The organism is Streptomyces sp. NBC_00669 (genome assembly GCF_036226785.1).
Classification (GTDB): Bacteria; Actinomycetota; Actinomycetes; order Streptomycetales; family Streptomycetaceae; genus Actinacidiphila.
Genome location: NZ_CP109018.1, coordinates 1105542 through 1123985 on the forward strand (window position 1 = coordinate 1105542; position 18444 = coordinate 1123985).

The following is an 18444-nucleotide window of genomic DNA, read 5'->3' on the forward strand; positions in this document are numbered from 1 at the left end:
GACCCAAAACGCGCTTGAGCGTACTGCGCCGACCATTGCCGTCCCCACCCCTATTCGGTCCCCCTAGCCGCCCGCCGGGTTCGGCGGACCGCCCGGACGCACCCCTAGCTTTCCGCCGGGCCGGGACGGCTCGGAACCGCCCTGGCCTACGCTGCCGCAATGCTGCTTCATGAATTCATGTTGAGCGCCGCGCGGTCGACTCCGGACCGACCCGCCGTCATGGAATTCGACGGGCCGGACGGCGCGGTTACCACCTCATTTCGCCGACTGGAGTCCCTGGTAAGGGAATACGCGAATTCCCTGGCTGATCTGTCCATCGGTGTCGGGGACCGGGTGGTGCTGGAGTCCGACACCTCCGCCGCCGCCATCGCGGCCTTCCTCGCCTGCTCGACGGTGGGCGCCGCGTTCATCCCGGTGAGCCCGCAGACCCCGCCGGCGCGGCTCGCCGCCATCATCGACACCGCGCGGCCCGCCCTGCACCTGCGGGCGGCGCCCGCTCCGCGCGAGGGACTGCCGGCCGATCTCGGCACCGCCAGGTTCGGGCCCGGCGGGCTGGTCGTCGAGCGGATGCCGGCCCGGCGCCCGCGCCGGCGCCAGGTGGCGGTGGAGACCGACACCGCCTACATGATCTTCACGTCGGGCACCACCGGGCGCCCGAAGGGCGTGGTGATGAGCCACCGCGGCGTCACCTCCTTCTACCGCGGCATGCTGGCGGAGCGGCTGATCACCGCTGACGACCGTGTGGCCACCACCTCGCCGCTGCAGTTCGACTTCTCGCTGCTGGACATCGGTCTGGCGCTCGGCACCGGGGCGACCCTGGTGCCGGTGCCGCGGGCGGTACTGCACTTCCCCCGGCGGTTCCTGGGGCTGCTGCGGGAGGCCGAGGTCACCCACGTCGACGGCGTGCCGTCGATCTGGCGGCCCGTGCTCACCCACGAGCCCGAGGAACTGGCCGCGTTGGAGCACCTGGCGAGCATCCTGTTCTGCGGTGAGATGTTCCCGCTGCCCGAACTGCGCGCGCTCCAGCGGCTGCGGCCCACCATCCGGATCATCAACTGCTACGGCGCCACCGAGTCGATGGCGTCGTCCTTCGCCGACGTGCCCAACCCGCTCCCGGAGGACACGCGGGAGCTGTCGATCGGATTCGCCCACCCCGGTGCCGAGATGCTCGTCCTCGACGAGTCGGGGCAGCCGGTGGACGGGCCCGGCGTGCTGGGCGAGATCCACCTCTACAGCCCGGCGCTGTTCACCGGCTACTGGGATGACCCGCAGGCCACCCGCGCCGCGCTCGTGCCCGACCCGCTCGAACCGGCCTCCGGCAGGCTCGTGTTGCGCACCGGCGACCTGGGCTACCTCGGGCCCGGGGGCGAGGTGCACTTCTGCGGGCGCAAGGACTCGCAGGTGCAGATCCGCGGCAACCGGGTCGAGCTGGACGAGGTCGAGCGCCGGATTCTGGAGTTCCCCGGCATCACCGCGGCCACGGTGCTGGCGCATCCGCTGGACGGCGGGGAACTCGCGCTGCACGCGTTCGTGGTCGCCGCCTCGGACGCGGCGCCGTTCGGCGAGACGGAGGTCGCGGTCTTCTGCAAGCAGGCCCTGCCCGCCTACATGGCCCCCGCGCGCATCCGGATCGTGGACCGGCTGCCGATCACCGCCAACGGCAAGGTCGACAAGGCGGCGCTGGCCGAGCGGTACGCGGCGGCGCCGGTCCGCTGAGCAGAGGACAGAGCAACGCGCCCGGCCCGCCCGATGCGAACATCGGGCGGGCCGGGCTTGTCGGAGAGGGTGGCGGCCGGGGCCTCGCGGGGCGTCAGTCCGGGCGTACGGCCTGACCCGCCAGGTGCCTGCGGTCGATCTTCCGGTTGGCGTTGAGCGGGAACTCCGCCAGGTGGTGGTACTCCCGGGGCAGCATCCCCTTCGGCAGCACCTCCCGCATCCGGCGGGCCAACACGGCCGGCGCGGTGGGCACTCCGGTGTAGAAGACGACCAGTTCGGTGCCGTCCTCGGTGCTCCTCGGCACCACGACCGCGTCCTCCACGCCGTCGCAGGTGCGCGCCGCGGCCTCCACCTCGGCCAGCTCCACCCGCCAGCCCTGCACCTGCACCTGGGCGTCCAGCCGCCCGAGGTACGCCAGTTCGCCGCCGTCCAGCCGCCGCACCCGGTCGCCGGTGCGGTACCAGACGGCTCCGGCGCGTTCCAGGAACCGCCCCTCGCCGTCCCGCGGATCGAGGTAGCCGGGGGTGGTCTGCGGCCCGCAGACGCACAGTTCGCCCTCGGTCGGGTCGACGCCTCCGTCGGGCCCGAGCAGCAGGTGGTCGTGGCCGGCGTGCACCGCTCCGATCGGCACCAGGCCGTTGACGCAGCGGGCCGGCGAGCGCTCGGGGTCCCAGCGGTGGCCGGCAATGGTGATGGTCAGTTCGGTCGGTCCGTAGATGTTCTCCAGCGTCGAACGGGAGGCGGCCCGCTGCCACTCCTCGGCGTCCGCCTGGCGCAGGGCCTCGCCCGCGAACAGGCTCCAGCGCAGCGTCGGCATCGAGTCCGCGACGAGGCCGCTCAGCCGCCGGCTGAGGGCGACCACGCTCGGTGTGGAGAACCAGACGGTCATCCCGCACTCCGTGAGGAAGTCCGGCAGGTCGCGGTAGGCGAGCGGCGGGATGGCCTGCACCCGGGCCCCGGCTCCCCAGGCGCAGAACAGGTCGAACATCGCGCAGTCGAAGTTGAGGTCGAAGGTCTGCGAGAAGACGTCGGTCTCGTTGAAGTCGTAGCGCCGGTCCATCAGCCCGAAGTAGTGGGCGGTGTTGGCGTGGGTGATCGGCACGCCCTTGGGCCGGCCCGTCGACCCCGAGGTGAACAGCACGTACGCGGTGTCGTCCGGGGCGACCGGGCGCGGCGCGGCCAGGCCCGCCGCGCGGCCGGCCGGCCCGCGGGCCGCGGCGGCCGGCACCGCCGGCAGGTCCAGGCCGGTGGCGGCCAGCGTCGCCAAGCCCTGCTCGTCGGCCAGGACCACCGACACCCCGGCGGCGCGCAGCATCTCGCGGGTGCGCTCCACCGGGAACTCCGCGTGCAGCGGTACGACCGCGGCGCCGGTGTAGAGCGCGGCCAGGACGGCGAGGTAGGCGTCGGTGCTGCGGCCGGTGAGCACGCCGACGGCGCGCGGCGGCGGCGTGGCGGCGGCCAGCGCGGCGCCGGACCACCGCAGCGCCGTCTCGTGGGCCTCCTCGTAGCTGACGGTCCGGGTGCCGACCCGCAGCGCGGGGCGCCGCGGAAATGCGCGCAGCCCGCGGAGGAATCGCGCGTACAGGGCGTGCTCGGCGATGGAGTCCATTCTCGCTCCCGGTCACAGGGAATAGGGGGTGGCAAGGGTTGCCCGCAGTCGTCCCGGGCTTTGCATCATGGAACAGGAGAGCCATCGCCCGGTGGCTCGGGTCCACGACAATTCGGAGTCGTCATGTGGGACGATCGGTTCGAGAAAATTCTGCGCACCTATCTTCCGTTCCTCTCGCCGGAGCAGCCGATCGAGAAGAACAGCGATCTGCGCGACCTCGGTCTCGACTCGTTGAGTATGGTCGGCCTGATGGCCGCTCTGGAGAACACGTATAACGTGCGGTTCGTGAACGACATGATGCGGGTCGAGACCTTCGCCACGCCGGACGTCCTGTGGTCCGGGCTGTGCGAGCTGACCCGGTCCACCGCCGGCTGACCTCTCCGACCCCGGCGGCCACCGCCGACGACCGACGTCCGTCCCCGCCGCCCGGCTCACCGGGGGGCGGGGACGGACCGTCGTACCGGCCACTGCCATCAGGCGGCCGGCCGTCCTCCGCGCGGCCGCATGACGTTCCTCGGCAGCACGTTGACCACCTCGAACGCGGCGACGGTGCAGCCGACCCGGCCGAAGAGCGCGTCCGGGCCGCACACGTGCAGCCGGCCCACCCCCAGCCCGCGCAGGCCCTCGATCACGGCCGGCCAGCGCACCGGCCGCACGTAGCCGTCCAGCAGGGTCGCGCGCACCTGCGCGGCCGTGGTCAGCACCGAGCCGTCCTGGTCGGCGACGAAAGGCAGTTCGGGGTCGCGGAACTCCAGCCGCCCGACGACCTCCTCCTCGACCCGGTCGCGCAGCGGGGCGAACACGGCGCAGTGCATGGGCGGGCGCATGGTGTAGATGGGCAGCCCGGAGGCGGCGCGCAGCCGCTCCTCCAGCCAGGCGACCTTCTCCTCGCGCAGCGAGACCATGTAGAAGTCGGCGTCGATGTAGCAGGAGATGTCGTACCACTCCCCCTGTTCCGCCAGGTCCCGCAGGATCGGATCGAGCGTCTCCCACGGGGTGCGGGCGAAGGAGTGGGTGACCACGTCCTGGTGGTGCTCGGCGAAGTACTCGGTCTCGCACCGGGCCATGCGGGCGGTCATCCACACCGCGTCCTCGAAGGCGAGGGCGCCCGCGTGGACGGCGGCGGCCTTCCCGCCGAAGCTCGCCCCGGCGCAGGCGACGGGCGGCGCGTCCATGGTCCGCTCCGACCACTGGGCCAGCGCGAGGCAGTTGACGAGGAAGGCGACCTGGGCGTACTCGGAGTAGTCGTCGTCGGCGTCGCGGTAGCGCTGGAGCAGGTCGTAGTCGAGGACCTTCTCCGCGCGCCCGAGCAGGTCCCTGGCGCAGGGGTTGACCAGCATGAACTTCGCCACGTCGGCGTAGCGCGAGGGCCCCATGCCGGGGAACGCCACGGCGTTCGCGGTCCGTTCGTCGGTTCCCGACACGGCTCGTCCTCCTGACGGTTGGGGGTGTCTGCCGGGGTGTGCGGGCGGGTCCGGCGGGTGCCGGCGTGCGGTTCAGGCGGTGAGTTTCGCGAAGCTCTCGGCCAGCCGGGTCAGTACCGAGTCCACGTGGGGCAGCCGCAGCGGGTCTTCCGCGTCGAGGGCCGCCTGCTGCTCCTCGCGGGTCGGCCCGTACAGCAGGCTGGTCGCCGCCTTGAAACGCAACGCCCCTTCGTCGTCGCCGAGTTGGTGACCGGCCAGCACGGCGATGCCGTACTCGTCGAGCAGGTGCGCGAAGAGCGAGGGCGAGTCGGTCACGCCCCGCCGGGCCAGCGCGTCCCGGACCGGCTCGAAGTCGGGGTAGACGTAGAACGCGCCGGTCGGCGGCCGGCAGGAGGCGCCGGCGTCGGTGAGCAGGGCGTGCACCGCCCGGGCCACCGTCCCGTGCAGACGGGCGGCGCGGCCCAGCCAGGCCCGCAGCTCCGGCGGTTCGGAGAAGGCGTACTCGGCCACCTCCTGCATGGGGGCGGCCAGCGTCGACCACACCTCGCTGCCGACGGCGACCACGTCGTCGCGCAGCCGCCGGCCGAGCGGGTTGTCCGGGAAGCGGGCGCAGCCGATCCGCCACCCGCCCAGGGCGAGGCTCTTGCTCAGGCCGGTGGTCACCACGGTCCGGTGCGGCACCACGTCGGCGGGGCTGAGGAACTCGGTGGCCGGGTCGTGGATCACATCGCGGTAGACCTCGTCGGAGACGACGAGCAGGTCGTACTCCTCCGCCAGGGCGCACACCTCCCGGACCAGCCGGGCGGGGGCGATGGTCCCCGTGGGGTTGTCGGGCAGCGTGAGGATCACCATCCCGGGCGTCGCGCCGCGCGTGCGGGCGGCGCGCAACTCCTCCCGCAGGACGGCCGGGTCCGGTATGCCGCCGCTCTCCGGCGGGATGGGGACCCCGATCGCCCGCTTGCCGGCGAGCGCGGCCTGCGGGGCGTAGGTGTTCCAGGCCGGCTTGGGGAGGTACACCTCGCCGCCGGTCACGTGCTGAAGGCCCATCAGCAGCGGCTTGCTGCCGGGGGCCACCAGTACCTGGTCCGGCCCGGTGGGCAGGCGGCGCCGGGTGAAGTAGCCCGCCACCGCCTCCCGTACCGGCAGGCCGCCCGCCACCGGGCCGTACGCGTTGTACGCCGCCCCGGCGGCGAGCTGCCGCGCGAGGGGGGCGAAGACGGGCAGGCGGGCCTCTCCGAACCCCAGGTGCACGAGTGACTCGCCGACGGCACGCCGCTCGTCCACGATGCGGTTGAGCTCCAGGTTGGGCGAGACTTTCCGACCGGCCATGCTCCGGGCTCCTTAGTCTGTTCGAGGCGGGCCACCCGCGGCCCGTCGGGGCTCGCGCCTAGGCCGTGTTTTGGAAGTAGCGCCGTCCGCCCTTTGGGCGGGGCCCGTGGCGTCTGGTGCGTGCGATCGCAAGGCGGAGGGTTGTCCTCGTAGTGGGCCTACTCGGACAAGCCCGACAACGCAGCGAGCGTGCGTATCAGGCGCCACGGGGCAGGCGGGACTTCCAAAACACGGCCTAGGACCGCACCCGGCCCGCGACGGCGGCGACGATGTCTTCCGGGGTCGAGGGGTCGCACTCCAACTCGTCGATCCAGCAGGCGGTCGGCGAGTACAGGGCCCGGAACGGCCGCCCGACCAGCTGGGGATCGCGGGCCTGCACCATGCGCAGGGCGAAGTACCGCCCCTCGGGGGTGTCCTGGACGCCGTCGACGAGGACCTTCCCCGGGGTCGCCGACATCACCGGGCCGCGCACGGTGCGGGCGAGGCCGGGCAGGGTCCGGTACGCCTCGCGGAAGATGGTGGCGGCACGGGCCAGCGGGACCTTGAAGTAGTCGTGCGGGCCGGTGTCGCGCTCGACGAACATGTAGTACGGCACCGCGTCGGCGGCCAGTTCCCGGCGCCACAGCTCCGCCCAGGTCCGCGGGTCGTCGTTGACGTGCGCGATGAGCGGTGCCTGGCAGTACACCAGGGCCCCGGTGGACCGGATGCGCGACACCGCGCGCCGCGCGATGTCGGTCTCCAGCTCGCGGGGGTGGCTGAAGTGCGCCATCACCGCGAGGTTGCGGCCGGAGGCGACGACCTGCTCGAAGAGCCGGAGCAGGTCGTCCGCGTCCTGGTCGGTGACGAACCGCTGCGGCCAGTAGGCCACGGCCTTGGTGCCGATCCGGATGGTGCGCAGCGTGTCCACCGTCAGCAGCGGTTCGAGGTGGCTGCGCAGCCGGTCGGTGGACATGATCGCGGGGTCGCCGCCGGTGACCAGCACGTCGCTGACGTCCGGGTGGTCGCCGAGGTACGTCAGCAGGTGCCCGGGGTCGGGCGCGGCGAAGCGCAGGTCGGCCTCGCCGACGAACTGCGCCCAGCGGAAGCAGTACGTGCAGTAGGCGTGGCAGCTCTGGCCGTGGCCGGGGAAGTACAGCACCGTCTCGCGGTACTTGTGCTGCATGCCCTTGAGTTCGACGCCGTCCTGCTGTGGCACGTTGAGCTGCATCTGCCCCGACGGGTGCGGGTTGAGCCGCGCGCGGATCGAGTTCACCGTCTCGGTCAGCTCGCGGCGCGAGACGGTGTCGTCGGCGTCCAGCAGCACCGACAGCCGCTTCTCGTCCTCGCTGGAGAGCATCCCCTGCTGGGGGAAGACGAGCTGGTAGATCGGGTCGTCCGGGAGGTTCTGCCAGTCGATGAGGTTCGACAGGACGTACTCGTTCACCCGGAAGGGGAGCACCTGGGAGACCAGCCGCACCGTCTTCCTGAGCTCGTCGGGCAGGCCGTACCGCGCCGCGATCGTGTCGATCTGGCGCGGGCCGTACGCACGGAATCGGGACACCCCCGCGTCCGGCAAGGCCGCGGACACGGTCACCGGCCCTGCTTGACCAGCGCGCCGGCGTCGATCCGCAGATGCAGCCCGGTCACGTACCGCGACTCGTCCGAGGCAAGGTACACCACGGCGTTGGAGACGTCCTCGGCGTGCACGTACGGGACCGGCATGGCCTGGATGGTGGTGAAGATCGGCTCGGCGTCGGCCCGGCCGGGGTTCTCCATGTCGGGCCGGAACGCCTGGTAGACGGCGTCGTTGAGGAGCATGGAGGTGTCCACGTTGGTCGGGTGGACGGCGTTGACCCGGCGGCCGGAGGCGGCGAGCTGGTTGGCGAGCGCGTTCGCGTAGTCCACCATGACGTGCTTGGCGAACTTGTAGCCGCCCATGCCGGGGCCGGCCATGGCGTCCTCGGGGCCGGGCGGCAGGAAGCCCATGATCGAGCCGACGAGGATGATCGAGCCGCCCTCTCCCAGGTGCGGGAGCGCGGCGTGCACGGTGTTGATGGAGCCGACGAGGTTGACGTCGATGGTGCCGGTGAACGAGCCGACCGGAAGCTGGGCGCCCATCGGCAGGATGCCCGCGTTCGGGACGACCACGTCGAGCCGGCCGAGTTCGGCCACTCCCGCGTCGATCGCGGCGCGCAGCGCGGCCGCGTCCCGCACGTCGGCGCGCCTGGCGAAGACGCGGCGGCCGGCCTTCTCGACCAGCCGCGCGGTCTCGTCCAAGTCGGCCTGCGTGGCCATTGGATACGTCGCCGCGTCGTTGTCCTCGCACGCGTCGATCGCGATGATGTCCGCGCCCTCCTCGGCCAGTCGCACTGCGTGACTGCGCCCCTGCCCGCGCGCGGCGCCCGTCACCACGGCGACTTTGCCTTCCACCCGGCCCATCGAGGCCCTCCTTGATGCGTTGTGGACGTGCTTCAACTCCTGGACGTACCAGGGAAGTCGAACCGCGCCCGCCGGCAGGCGGGGCGGCAGCGGCGATCCCGCAGCTTTTCTACCGCCCGGGCCCGGGCGGAACGGCCGCCGATGACCCCTAGCCCACGCCGTCACCGCACCTCAGGGGTCCCCCTATCCTCCGTGGATCGCGGGAAGGGACGGTTTTAGGGGGGTGAGCCGACCGGCACCGGTCCGGCTCCCCTGACGGCGGCCGGCCGCCGCGCTCGCACGCCGCTCCCGGCCCTGGTCCGGTGCCCTGCGGGAGGCCGCGGGGGGCTCGCGCGGTGTTCGCGGGAGGCGGCCCCAGGCGCTGCCGGCCCGGGTCCGGCGGGCCCTGGCGCCTCTTCCGCCCCAGCCGGACCGGGCCATATCATCCGTGCGTCCGGTGCCCACGACGTGGTGCCGTCCGCGCCGGTTCGCGGCTCCCTCCGCGCTCCCGGCGATCCTTCCGCGCACCGCCTGTGCCCCATGAAGGAGCGTCACATGAGCGATCTCGCCACCACCGATCCCGCCACCGCCGATTCGACCACCGCCTCCATCGCCGCTTCCACCGCCGCCTCCACCGCTGCCGGTTCCCCGGCCCCCGGCGGCGCCGAGCAGCCGGTCGAGGAGGACCTGCTCGTCGAGGACGTGTCGATCGACGGCATGTGCGGCGTGTACTGACCGGCGACGAGGAGTGAGGACCGTATGCCCGTGGAGTTCGACATCGAGCGCGCCTGGACGCTGCATCCGCAGGTCTCGGTACGCCCCGAGCCGTTCGGCGCGCTGCTGTACCACTTCGGCACGCGGCGGCTGTCATTCCTCAAGGACCCCGAACTTCTGAGCGTGGTACGGGAGTTGGACGCGCAGCCCAGTGCTCGCCGGGCGTGCGAGGTGGTCGCGGGCGACCGCCTGCCCGCCTTCACGGCCGCGCTGTCCACGCTCGCCCGCACCCGGATGATCGTCGAGCGGCACGCCGCGAGCACCGAAACCGCCGGGGACGCGCCGAGGGTGCCCTCTGCCGCGCCCGGCCGAGAGGACAGGAGGCTTCCGTGACCCGCCTGGTGGAACACTTCCAGCGGGGGCTGGACGCCCCCATCTGCCTGACGTGGGAGCTGACGTACGCCTGCAACCTCGCCTGCGTGCACTGCCTGTCCAGCTCCGGGCGGCGCGACCCGCGCGAGCTGTCCACCGCCGAATGCCGTTCGGTGATCGACGAGTTGCAGCGCATGCAGGTCTTCTACGTGAACATCGGCGGCGGCGAGCCCACCGTGCGCCCGGACTTCTGGGAACTCGTCGACTACGCCACCGCGCACCAGGTCGGCGTCAAGTTCTCGACCAACGGGGTACGCATCACCGAGGAGGTCGCGGCCCGGCTCGCCGGGAGCGACTACGTGGACGTGCAGATCTCGCTGGACGGCGCCACCGCCGAGGTCAACGACCGGGTGCGCGGGCCGGGTTCGTACGACACGGCGGTCCGGGCGATGCGCAACCTGGCGGCGGCCGGGTTCCGCGGCTTCAAACTCTCGGTCGTCGCGACCCGGCACAACATCGGCCAGCTCGACGACTTCGCGGCACTCGCCGACCGCTACGGCGCCCAACTGCGGCTGACCCGGCTGCGCCCCTCCGGGCGCGGAGCCGACACCTGGGACGAGCTGCACCCGCGGCCCGAACAGCAACGCGAGCTGTACGACTGGCTGGTGGCGCACGGGGAGAAGGTGCTCACCGGCGACTCGTTCTTCCACCTGTCGGCCTTCGGGCAGTCGATGCCCGGGCTCAACCTGTGCGGAGCCGGCAGGGTGGTCTGCCTGATCGACCCGGTCGGCGACGTCTACGCGTGCCCGTTCGCCATCCACGACGCCTTCCGGGCCGGGAACGTCCGCGAGCCGGGCGGCTTCACCTCGGTGTGGCGGTCCTCCGAGCTGTTCGAGCAGCTGCGTGAACCGCAGTCCGCGGGCGCCTGCGCGTCCTGCGGCCACTTCGACGCCTGCCAGGGCGGTTGCATGGCGGCCAAGTTCTTCACCGGACTGCCGCTCGACGGCCCCGACCCCGAGTGCGTGCGGGGGTTCGGCGAACGCGCCCTGGAGGGGGTGGCGGCGGGACACGCGCCGCGCCCCTCCCAGGACCACTCGCGGCCCGTACGCGCGGGCGTCGGGCCGGTCCCGGTGACCATCGGGCGGCGGATGCCGGCCAAGCCCTGCGACGAGAGCCCGTTGTGAACCCGGAGGGCACCGGCGGCCGTTCGGGCGCCGGTGCCCTCGGATCTCGGGTGGCCCGGGGGGATCGCGGCGGGCGTCGCGGTCCCCCCGGGGCGTTCACGGTGCGTTGCGCGGGAACGGCCGGTCGCCCCGGGTCCCGGCCCCCGGACGCGCTGCAGCAGGGGCCGAAGCACCAGCAGCGGCCGAAGTACCCGCGGCACCCGCGGCAGAACGCGCACGCACACCCGCCCCCGCCCCCGCCCCCGCCCCTGAGCGGCGGATCTCGGGAAGCAGGCAGCGGATCGACCGCCCCCTGACCGCCCCCGCCCACAGCCCCGAGCCGTACGCGAGGTCGTCCAGCCGGCGGGCCAGCGCGAAACGCACCGGGTCCAGGTCGGGGGCGCGCAGGCGGTACTCCAGCAGCCCGTCGGCGACCGCGGCCAGCGCCACCGCCCGGCGGGCCCGGGACGACACCACGCAGCCGGCGAGGCTCAGCGGCCACCAGTGCCGCAGCAGCAGCGCGGCCGCCTGCTCGGCGGTGGCCGCCACCCCCAGGCCGGTCAGGGAAACGGCGATCCGGTGCCGTCCGGCGCTCCCGGCCGGCACCTTGCGCAGGTTCCGGCGGGTCACCGCGGTGAGCACCACCGCGGCCGCCGGCAGCGACCAGCGCCGCTGCGCCAGCGCCGCTACGCCGACGGCCGCGGCCCACGGCGTGAGGACCGCCGGGGCCACCGCCGGGCCGTGCCGCGCGGAGAGCGTGTGCGCCCCCGTGCCGTAGTACGCCTTGCGGCCCAGCCAGTCGGCGAGGCCGCTGCGGTGGTCGTGCCGGACCGCGACGGACGGCTCGTAGCGGACCCGGTGCCCCTCGGCGGCCAGCCGCCAGACCAGGTCGACGTCCTCGCCGACCCGCATGGACTCGGTGAACCCCGGCCCGAGCGCGTCGACGCGCGCCACCAGGCAGGCGCTGGGCACCCACGACACGCGCGAGCGCGGATGGACCAGGGCCGGGTGCGCCTGGAGGTCGAGCGAGGAACGGGCCCCCTCGTAGCGGACGATCCAGTTGCCCCGCTCCGGCGTGCCCGGCCCGTGCAGGCCGAGGACCCGGGGGGCGACGACGGCGAGTTCGGGGTCGTGGAAGTGGCGCAGCAGCATCGGCAGGGTGTCGGGCTCGACGGTGATGTCGCTGTCGATGAACGCCACGAAGGGGGTGCGGACCTGCCGCAGCCCGGTGTTGCGGGCGGCGGCCGGCCCGCGGTTGCCGGGGTGGCGGATCAGGCGAGCGCCGTGCCGGTGGGCGACGCGGGCCACCGGGTCCGGGTCGGGGGAGGCGTCGTCCACGACGATCACCTCGACCCGTCCGGCCACGCCGGCCAGCAGCCGCTCCAGCGCGTCGGGCCGGCCGTGGGCCGGCACGACCACGGTGAGCTGCCCGAGGTCGGCCGGCGGGAGCGCGGTGACGACCGGGTGCGCCATCCCCAGCGCCACCAGCCGGGTCGCGAGCCGCAGCGAGGTCGGACCGTCGATCCGTATCCGCCGGCCCGCCAGGAGCGCCACGGCGGGCGCGGACAGGCGCAGCAGGCGGGGCGGCGCTCCCCCGACGAGGACGCGTCCGCGGTCGTACCGCCTGACCCTGGAGCCGAGTTCCACCACGGAACCGACCGGAAGCGTCATCCGCGGAACCCGCCCTCGGCGCTGACGACCGTCCCGTTGGCGACGCCGCCGGGCCGGGAGCAGCAGAAGGCGACGACGTCGGCGACCTCCTCGGGCTCGATCAGCCGGCCGTCGAGTTGCGAGCCGGCGAACGTCTCGGTGCCGACGTCGTAGAGCGCGGCGGTGGCGTCCAGCATGGCCGTCCGGGTCGAGCCGGGGGACACCGCGACGGCGGTCACCCCGGTGTTCACGAGGTCGGCGGCCAGCCCGCGGACCAGGCCGACGACGGCGTGCTTGGCGGCGCCGTACCCGGCCAGGTGGAACAGGCCGCGGGTGCCCGCGGCAGAGGCCACGGCGACGAACCGGCAGCCGGCCGGGTCGGGCCCGCTCAGCATGTGCGGCACGCAGGCCGCCGCGGTGTTCCACACCCCCATGACGTCGACCTCCCACAGGGTCCGCACCTGCTCCGGCGGGGTCTCCCACACCGGCAGGCCGCCGCAGATGACGGCCGCGGCCGCCACCGCCGCGTCGAGCCGGCCGAACTCCTCGACCGCGGCGGCCGCGGCGGCCCGCAGCGCGTCGGCGTCGCGGACGTCGGCGACCCGGGTGACGACCTGGCCGGGGCACCGCGCGCCGAGCGCCTCCAACTCCGCACGGCTCGCCAGCGGGTAGTCCACGCCGGGGCCGCGCCCGGGACCGTCGCCCGCGCAGCCGTCGAGGGCGACGACCGCGTACCCGTCCGCGCACAGCGCCCGTACGGTCGCGGCGCCGATGCCGCGCGCGGCGCCCGTGACCAGCGCGACCCGCCGGGTGCCGGTCATGCCCGGGCCCCGGCGCGGCTCAGCCGGCCGCGGGCGTCAGGGCTGCCGCCGATCCGCTCGGCCGCGTCCGCCACCAGGGCGTCGAGGAGGCGGGCGCCCTCCTGCGCGGTCGCGCCGGTCGGGTCGCCGAGCACGCCGGACGGCGAGACCGCGGCCACGCCCCCGGCGATGATCGTCGGCAGCAACTCCGCGAGCGGCGCGGGGTTTCCGGGCTCGGCCCGGAGCATGTCGACCCGCTCCGGGGCCAGATGGAGCATCAGCGAGGTCTCGCAGCGGCCGGCGTGCGCGTCGCCGCCCTCCGGTACGCAGGCCACCCAGCCCACGTCGTGCCCCTCGTCGACCAGTTGGCCGACCGCGCCGGTCAGGCAGGCGAGGTTGCCGCCGTGGCCGTTGACGAACACGACCCGGCCGGACCAGAGGGACAGGGAGCGGACGAGTTCGACGAGCATGAACCGCAGCGCCTCGTTGCCGATCGACATCGTGCCCGGAAAGGACTGGTGTTCGCCGCTGGCCGCGTAGACGATCGGCGGCGCCAGCAGTATCCGGTCCGCGGGGCCGGTGCCGGCCAGGCGCCGGGCCGCACCCTCGGCCACGGCGGTGGCGACCGTGGTGTCGGTGTCCAGCGGCAGGTGGGGGCCGTGCTGCTCGATCGAGCCGACCGGCACCAGGACCACCGGGCGGTGCGGCAGCGAGGTCCAGGTGCGGTGGGCCAGGTTCGCGGGCTGCGCGCCCGGCTTCACTTCCGCCCCGTGCGGTCGGTGTCACCGAGCGTGCGGGTGAAGCCGGCCGGCACGATCACGTCGTCGGGCACCAACTCCCCGACGCCGGCCCGGCCGAGGCCGAGCAGCGCGGAGCGGATGCCGCCGGCCATGACGTCCAGGACGTTCTCCACGCCGCCCTGTCCCGCGGCGGCGAGCCCCCACAGGTAGGCGCGGCCGATCATCACGGCGCGCGCGCCGAGGGCGAGGGCCTTGACGACGTCGCTGCCGCGCCGGATGCCCCCGTCCATCAGCACCTCCACCTCTCCGCCCACCGCCTCGGCCACCGCGGGCAGCATGCGGATGGGGGCGGGGGTGCCGTCGAGGTTGTTGCCGCCGTGGTTGGAGACGGAGATCGCGGTGACCCCGCAGTCCACGGCCCGGCGGGCGTCGTCCAGCCGCGAGACGCCCTTGAGCATGAAGGGGCCGCGCCATTCGTCCCGCAGCCAGCGGATGTCGTCCCAACTGGGCGGCGGGGTCTGCATCCACGCGCCGTAGGCGCCGAAGAACGTCGGCGTGACGCCGTCCGGGCCGGTGAGGTTGGGAGTCGTGAGGTCGGGGAGCTTGCCGGAGCGGGCGTAGTCCAGCAGCCAGGAGGGCCGGGTCAGGGCCTGCGGGGCGAGCTTCGCCATGGCCCGCAGGTCCAGCCGCTCCGGTATCCAGGGGCTGCCCCAGTCGCGGCCGTGCGAGAAGGACCAGTCGAGGGTGACGATCAGGCCCACCGCCCCGGCGGTACGGGCCCGGTCCATCATGCGGACCATCGCGTCCTTCGACCCCATCCAGTACATCTGGAAGAACGTCTTCGGGTTGGCCGCCACCACCTCCTCGACCGGTTTGCTCGCGAAGGAGCTGAGCCCCATCGCGGTGCCCCGCGCCGCGGCGGCGCGGGCGACGGCCACCTCGCCGTCGGGGTGGACGGCCTGGACCCCGGTCGGGGAGATGACCACCGGCAGCGCGATCGGCTGCCCCATGACCGTGGTCGCCAGATCCTGTTCCGGGGGCTGGCCGGCCACGTGCGGGGCCATTCCCAGCTCCCGGAACGCCGCGGTGTTGTCCCGGTAGGACACCCCCGCCTCGGACCCGGCGAGCAGCGCGCCGTAGACGGATTTCGGAAGGCGCTTCTCGGCTCGTCGCTGGGCGTGTGCGACGGTCTCGAACCAATTGCTGCCCACGACATACCCCTTCACTCGGTGGAGGCCGCGCTCGCCGCCGATGGGGACTCGGGCACGGGAGCTCACGGCGTGTGGCCCATGAGAGGCTGCCCCCACGGCTCCGGGGGGAGGCGGTCGTCCGCCGTGCATCTGGACGATAGTGGCGCCGGGTGGGGAAAAGAAGGGCACATGCCGAAGTCGCCGATCACTGCCCCGGCTCGCCGGGCCGGCCCAACTCCCTTGCCCGCGGCCGCACTCAGCGCGTACGGCCGGGCCGGCACGGTTCGGAGCCGGCAGGGCTTCGCCGGGACCGCGGATTCGTCGGGCCCGCAGCTCCGTCCGGCCCGCGGCTTCGTCCGGACCGCGGCTTCGTCCGGACCGCGGCTTCGTCCGGACCGCGGTTCGCTCAGCCCAGGAAGCTCAGGCGGACCTGGCGGTCGGTGTTGGAGACGTTGGTGTCCACCAGCACGACGGACTGCCAGGTGCCCAGCTCCAGCCGGCCGCCGATCACCGGCAGCGTCGCGTGCGGCGGCACCAGCGCGGGCAGCACGTGGTCGCGGCCGTGGCCGCGCGGGCCGTGCCGGTGCCGCCACCGGTCGTCGGCCGGCAGCAGGTCGCCGAGCAGGGCGAGCAGGTCCTCGTCGCTGCCCGCGCCGGTCTCGATGACCGCGATGCCCGCCGTGGCGTGCGGTACGAAGACGTTGAGCAGCCCGTCCCGCCCCTGCGCCGTCCCCCGCAGGAAGCCGGTGCAGGCGTCGGTCAGGTCGTGGACGATCTCACGGTCGCCGGTGTGGATGTCGAGGACACGGGTTCCAAAGCGTTCGGCCATGCCTTCCATGGTGGCCCATGGTGGCCCGCCCGTCCGGATGCCGCGTCCGGCGTCGGGAGCCGACCGGCGGTCCGCGGCCCGGGGCGGAACGTTGCGGGTGAACGTCGTGGGCGAGCGTCGTGGGCGAGCGTCGCGGGTGATGGGGATCATTGCCCCGGCCGCAGATTGGTCTGTACCATTCGGGGGGTTCGCCGACTGCCGCGCCCCGGAGGGGGACCCCAGACGTGAAGACGCTGCACCGGCTCGCCGTGCTGGTCGACTCCTGCCTGCTGCCGTCCGTGAACGGCGGCGGCTCCGCTCTGCCGGAGTGGATTCTGCGCGGGCTGGAACGGGGCACGCCGGGCGCCGCCGTCCACGCGTACGAGCCCGCCGCCGCCCGGGCCGCCGCCGACGCGGTACGGGCCGCCCTGCCGGACGCGCTGACCGCCCACTGCGGACCGGTAGACGCCGCCGTGGGAGGTGGCGCCGCCGCCGCGGCGTCGATGGCCACCGGGGCGAATCTCCACCTCGGGGTGCGGCCGGGCGCGCGGCCCGGCGAGACCCGAACGTTCGTGACGGACCTTCAGACACACGGCGTGGCGGCGGCGTTGGGGCCCTTCACCGGCGCCGGGAACCTGCTTCCCTTCGCGGAGGGCACGGCCGCGGGGGTACGGGCGATCTCGGCCGCCGTGCCCGCGGCGCTCCACAGCCACGCGATCACCGGGGTGCTGCGCGGCGAACTCGGCTACACCGGCGTCGTGCTGAGCGACACCCTCGACGCGCCGTCCATCGTCGACGGGTGGGGGGTGCCGGGCGCCGCCGTCCTCGCCTGGATCGCCGGGGTCGACCTCATCAGGCTCGGCCCGGCCAGCGGGCCCGGGGTGCGCGACGCGATCCACGCGGCCACCGCCCGTGCGGTCTCCGACGGCGACCTCCCGCTTTCCCGCCTGGAAGAAGCGGCGGAACGCGTCGCCCGCTTGCGGCGGTGGGCCTCCAACCCGCTCGCCCAGCCCTGCGGGGCCTGAGCCGCCCGCCCCGACCCGCCCGACACGACCCGGGGCCCAGGGCACCCCGCCTCCTCCGCCGGCCTCTACGCGTGCCGTCACGGCGCCCCCGCCCCCTCGCCGCCGGGCGCGACGGGAGAAGCGGGGGCGGCGGGGGAACCTGGCGCGGCGGGGGAAGCAATGGGCGGCGGCGCTGGTTGGCAGAGGCATGAAGGACTCGGGTGCGGGGCGACGGCCGGAAGCAGGCGAATCCGCGGTGGTGGACGCGGACGTCGCCGTGGTGGGTGCGGGGCAGGCGGGGCTGTCGGCGGCGTACTTCCTGGGCCGGGCGGGGCTGCGGGCCGGCACGGACTTCGTGGTGCTCGACCACTCCCCCGGCCCCGGGGGCGCCTGGCAGTTCAGGTGGCCCTCGCTGACGTACGGGAAGGCGCACCGGGTCCACGCGCTGCCGGGGATGGAGCTGGAGGGCGGCGACCCGCAGCAGCCGTCGTCGCAGGTCGTCGGGGAGTACTTCCGCCGGTACGAGGAGGCGTTCGACCTGCGGGTGCTGCGCCCGGTGGACGTGTCGGCGGTACGCGAGGGGGCCGGCGGGCGGCTGCGGGTGGAGACGGACCGGGGCACGTGGTCGGTGCGGGCGCTGCTGAACGCGACGGGCACGTGGGACCGGCCCTTCCTGCCGTACTACCCGGGTCAGGAGAGCTTCCTGGGGCGGCAGCTGCACACCGCGGGCTACCGGGGGGCGGCGGAGTTCGCGGGACTGCACGTCGTGGTGGTGGGCGGTGGCACGTCTGCGGTGCAGCTGCTGATGGAGCTGCACGAGGCGGGCGGCGCGGCGCGCACCACGTGGGTGACCCGTCGGCCGCCGGTCTTCCGCGACATGGCGTTCGACGAGGAGTGGGGCCGCTCGGTGGTGGCCCGGGTGGAGGACAGGGTACGGCGGGGGCTGCCGCCGCAGAGCGTGGTGAGCGTGACCGGTCTCGCGGCGACCGAGGCGGTCCGGGACGCGCGGGCCCGCGGCATCCTGCGGCGCGAGCCGATGTTCGACCGGATCACTCCGCACGGCGTCGCCTGGGCCGACGGCCGCACGCTGGACGCCGACGTCATCCTGTGGGCGACCGGGTTCCGGGCGGCCCTGGACCACCTCGCCCCGCTGCGGCTGCGCGAACCGGGCGGCGGGGTCCGGCTGGAGGGCACCCGCGTGGTGAAGGACCCGCGGGTGCACCTGCTCGGCTACGGGCCCTCGGCGAGCACGATCGGCGCGAACCGGGCCGGGCGCAGCGCGGTCCGCGAGATCCGCGCGCTGCTCGCGGGCACCGGCGCCGCGCCCGACACCGAGTCCTCCGACGGCACGCCGTCCGGAGCCGAGTCCGCCGACGCCACGTCGCCCGAAGCTGCCTCGCCCGCCCCCGCACCGATGCCCGTGGCCGCCCGCTGACGCGGCCCGCCGGCGTCACCCGCAACCGCGTCCGGGCGCAGCTCACAGGCCAGTTCAGCGCCAACTCGCCCAACAGACATCGGATGTATACTT

The 18444-nt window shown here is 74.2% G+C and carries 17 protein-coding genes; 7 read left to right on the top strand and 10 right to left on the bottom strand.

The genetic code is table 11. The annotated features are described in order from the left end of the window. Positions 1–159 precede the first annotated feature (159 nt). A complete protein-coding gene (locus OG896_RS04320; RefSeq protein ID WP_329362527.1) occupies positions 160–1716 on the top strand; it encodes an AMP-binding protein in 1557 nt (518 codons plus the stop codon). Positions 1717–1810: 94 nt separating this feature from the next. On the opposite strand, the gene OG896_RS04325 is transcribed toward OG896_RS04320, so the two are convergent. Then, the gene (locus tag OG896_RS04325) at positions 1811–3325 is read right to left on the bottom strand and encodes an AMP-binding protein (RefSeq protein ID WP_329362529.1); all 1515 of its coding nucleotides are present in this window, start codon (positions 3323–3325) and stop codon (positions 1811–1813) included. Between the two features lie 123 nt (positions 3326–3448). Here OG896_RS04325 and OG896_RS04330 point away from each other — a divergent pair, with 123 nt between their 5' ends. Next, positions 3449–3700, top strand: coding sequence for a phosphopantetheine-binding protein (locus OG896_RS04330; protein WP_328472139.1), 252 nt, complete (start codon positions 3449–3451; stop codon positions 3698–3700). Between the two features lie 98 nt (positions 3701–3798). Here the strand turns inward: OG896_RS04330 and OG896_RS04335 are convergent, their stop codons facing one another. From OG896_RS04335 to OG896_RS04350, 4 genes are all read right to left on the bottom strand, one after another. Further along, on the bottom strand, positions 3799–4749 hold the full coding sequence (locus OG896_RS04335) for an ACP S-malonyltransferase (RefSeq protein WP_443056929.1): 951 nt from the start codon (positions 4747–4749) through the stop codon (positions 3799–3801). Positions 4750–4821: 72 nt separating this feature from the next. Further along, complete coding sequence (locus OG896_RS04340) at positions 4822–6078, bottom strand: pyridoxal phosphate-dependent aminotransferase (protein ID WP_329362533.1); 1257 nt, start codon at positions 6076–6078, stop codon at positions 4822–4824. Between the two features lie 235 nt (positions 6079–6313). Then, positions 6314–7618 (bottom strand): KamA family radical SAM protein, encoded by a 1305-nt coding sequence (locus OG896_RS04345; RefSeq protein WP_443056930.1) that lies wholly within the window; start codon positions 7616–7618, stop codon positions 6314–6316. A 29-nt stretch (positions 7619–7647) separates the two neighbouring features. Continuing rightward, on the bottom strand, positions 7648–8496 hold the full coding sequence (locus tag OG896_RS04350) for a mycofactocin-coupled SDR family oxidoreductase (protein ID WP_328472135.1): 849 nt from the start codon (positions 8494–8496) through the stop codon (positions 7648–7650). Between the two features lie 534 nt (positions 8497–9030). Here OG896_RS04350 and mftA point away from each other — a divergent pair. Genes mftA through mftC form a run of 3 tightly spaced genes read left to right on the top strand, consistent with a single transcriptional unit; the run spans position 9031 to position 10745 of the window. Further along, positions 9031–9210, top strand: coding sequence for a mycofactocin precursor MftA (mftA, locus tag OG896_RS04355; protein ID WP_329362536.1), 180 nt, complete (start codon positions 9031–9033; stop codon positions 9208–9210). Between the two features lie 24 nt (positions 9211–9234). Further along, complete coding sequence (gene mftB, locus OG896_RS04360; protein WP_329362538.1) at positions 9235–9582, top strand: mycofactocin biosynthesis chaperone MftB; 348 nt, start codon at positions 9235–9237, stop codon at positions 9580–9582. Beyond that, the gene (mftC, locus tag OG896_RS04365; protein ID WP_328472129.1) at positions 9579–10745 is read left to right on the top strand and encodes a mycofactocin radical SAM maturase; all 1167 of its coding nucleotides are present in this window, start codon (positions 9579–9581) and stop codon (positions 10743–10745) included. Before mftB ends, mftC begins: the two co-directional genes overlap by 4 nt. Positions 10746–10841: 96 nt before the next feature. Here mftC and mftF read toward each other — a convergent pair whose 3' ends face one another. From mftF to OG896_RS04390, 5 genes are all read right to left on the bottom strand, one after another. After that, entirely contained in the window at positions 10842–12395 is a 1554-nt protein-coding gene (mftF, locus tag OG896_RS04370; protein ID WP_329362540.1) for a mycofactocin biosynthesis glycosyltransferase MftF, read from the bottom strand. After that, entirely contained in the window at positions 12392–13195 is an 804-nt protein-coding gene (locus tag OG896_RS04375; protein WP_329362542.1) for a mycofactocin-coupled SDR family oxidoreductase, read from the bottom strand. The genes mftF and OG896_RS04375 overlap by 4 nt, the downstream gene beginning before the upstream one ends. Then, the gene (mftE, locus tag OG896_RS04380; protein WP_329362545.1) at positions 13192–13935 is read right to left on the bottom strand and encodes a mycofactocin biosynthesis peptidyl-dipeptidase MftE; all 744 of its coding nucleotides are present in this window, start codon (positions 13933–13935) and stop codon (positions 13192–13194) included. The genes OG896_RS04375 and mftE overlap by 4 nt, the downstream gene beginning before the upstream one ends. Continuing rightward, positions 13932–15125 (bottom strand): pre-mycofactocin synthase MftD, encoded by a 1194-nt coding sequence (gene mftD / locus OG896_RS04385; protein ID WP_329362547.1) that lies wholly within the window; start codon positions 15123–15125, stop codon positions 13932–13934. Before mftD ends, mftE begins: the two co-directional genes overlap by 4 nt. A 385-nt stretch (positions 15126–15510) precedes the next feature. Beyond that, positions 15511–15933, bottom strand: coding sequence for a secondary thiamine-phosphate synthase enzyme YjbQ (locus tag OG896_RS04390; protein WP_329362550.1), 423 nt, complete (start codon positions 15931–15933; stop codon positions 15511–15513). A 224-nt stretch (positions 15934–16157) separates the two neighbouring features. On the opposite strand from OG896_RS04390, the gene OG896_RS04395 reads away from it, so the two are divergent. Next, complete coding sequence (locus OG896_RS04395; RefSeq protein ID WP_329362552.1) at positions 16158–16937, top strand: glycoside hydrolase family 3 N-terminal domain-containing protein; 780 nt, start codon at positions 16158–16160, stop codon at positions 16935–16937. A 187-nt stretch (positions 16938–17124) separates the two neighbouring features. Beyond that, positions 17125–18351, top strand: a complete 1227-nt coding sequence (locus tag OG896_RS04400) for an NAD(P)-binding domain-containing protein (protein WP_329362554.1) — start codon at positions 17125–17127, stop codon at positions 18349–18351. Positions 18352–18444: the final 93 nt, after the last annotated feature.

Coding starts and splice junctions, on each gene's coding strand:
- OG896_RS04320 (WP_329362527.1), top strand. CDS start 160: ATGCTGCTTCATGAATTCATGTTGAGCGCCGCGCGGTCGACTCCGGAC.
- OG896_RS04325 (WP_329362529.1), bottom strand. CDS start 3,325: ATGGACTCCATCGCCGAGCACGCCCTGTACGCGCGATTCCTCCGCGGG.
- OG896_RS04330 (WP_328472139.1), top strand. CDS start 3,449: ATGTGGGACGATCGGTTCGAGAAAATTCTGCGCACCTATCTTCCGTTC.
- OG896_RS04340 (WP_329362533.1), bottom strand. CDS start 6,078: ATGGCCGGTCGGAAAGTCTCGCCCAACCTGGAGCTCAACCGCATCGTG.
- OG896_RS04350 (WP_328472135.1), bottom strand. CDS start 8,496: ATGGGCCGGGTGGAAGGCAAAGTCGCCGTGGTGACGGGCGCCGCGCGC.
- mftA (WP_329362536.1), top strand. CDS start 9,031: ATGAGCGATCTCGCCACCACCGATCCCGCCACCGCCGATTCGACCACC.
- mftB (WP_329362538.1), top strand. CDS start 9,235: ATGCCCGTGGAGTTCGACATCGAGCGCGCCTGGACGCTGCATCCGCAG.
- mftF (WP_329362540.1), bottom strand. CDS start 12,395: ATGACGCTTCCGGTCGGTTCCGTGGTGGAACTCGGCTCCAGGGTCAGG.
- OG896_RS04375 (WP_329362542.1), bottom strand. CDS start 13,195: ATGACCGGCACCCGGCGGGTCGCGCTGGTCACGGGCGCCGCGCGCGGC.
- OG896_RS04390 (WP_329362550.1), bottom strand. CDS start 15,933: ATGGCCGAACGCTTTGGAACCCGTGTCCTCGACATCCACACCGGCGAC.
- OG896_RS04400 (WP_329362554.1), top strand. CDS start 17,125: ATGAAGGACTCGGGTGCGGGGCGACGGCCGGAAGCAGGCGAATCCGCG.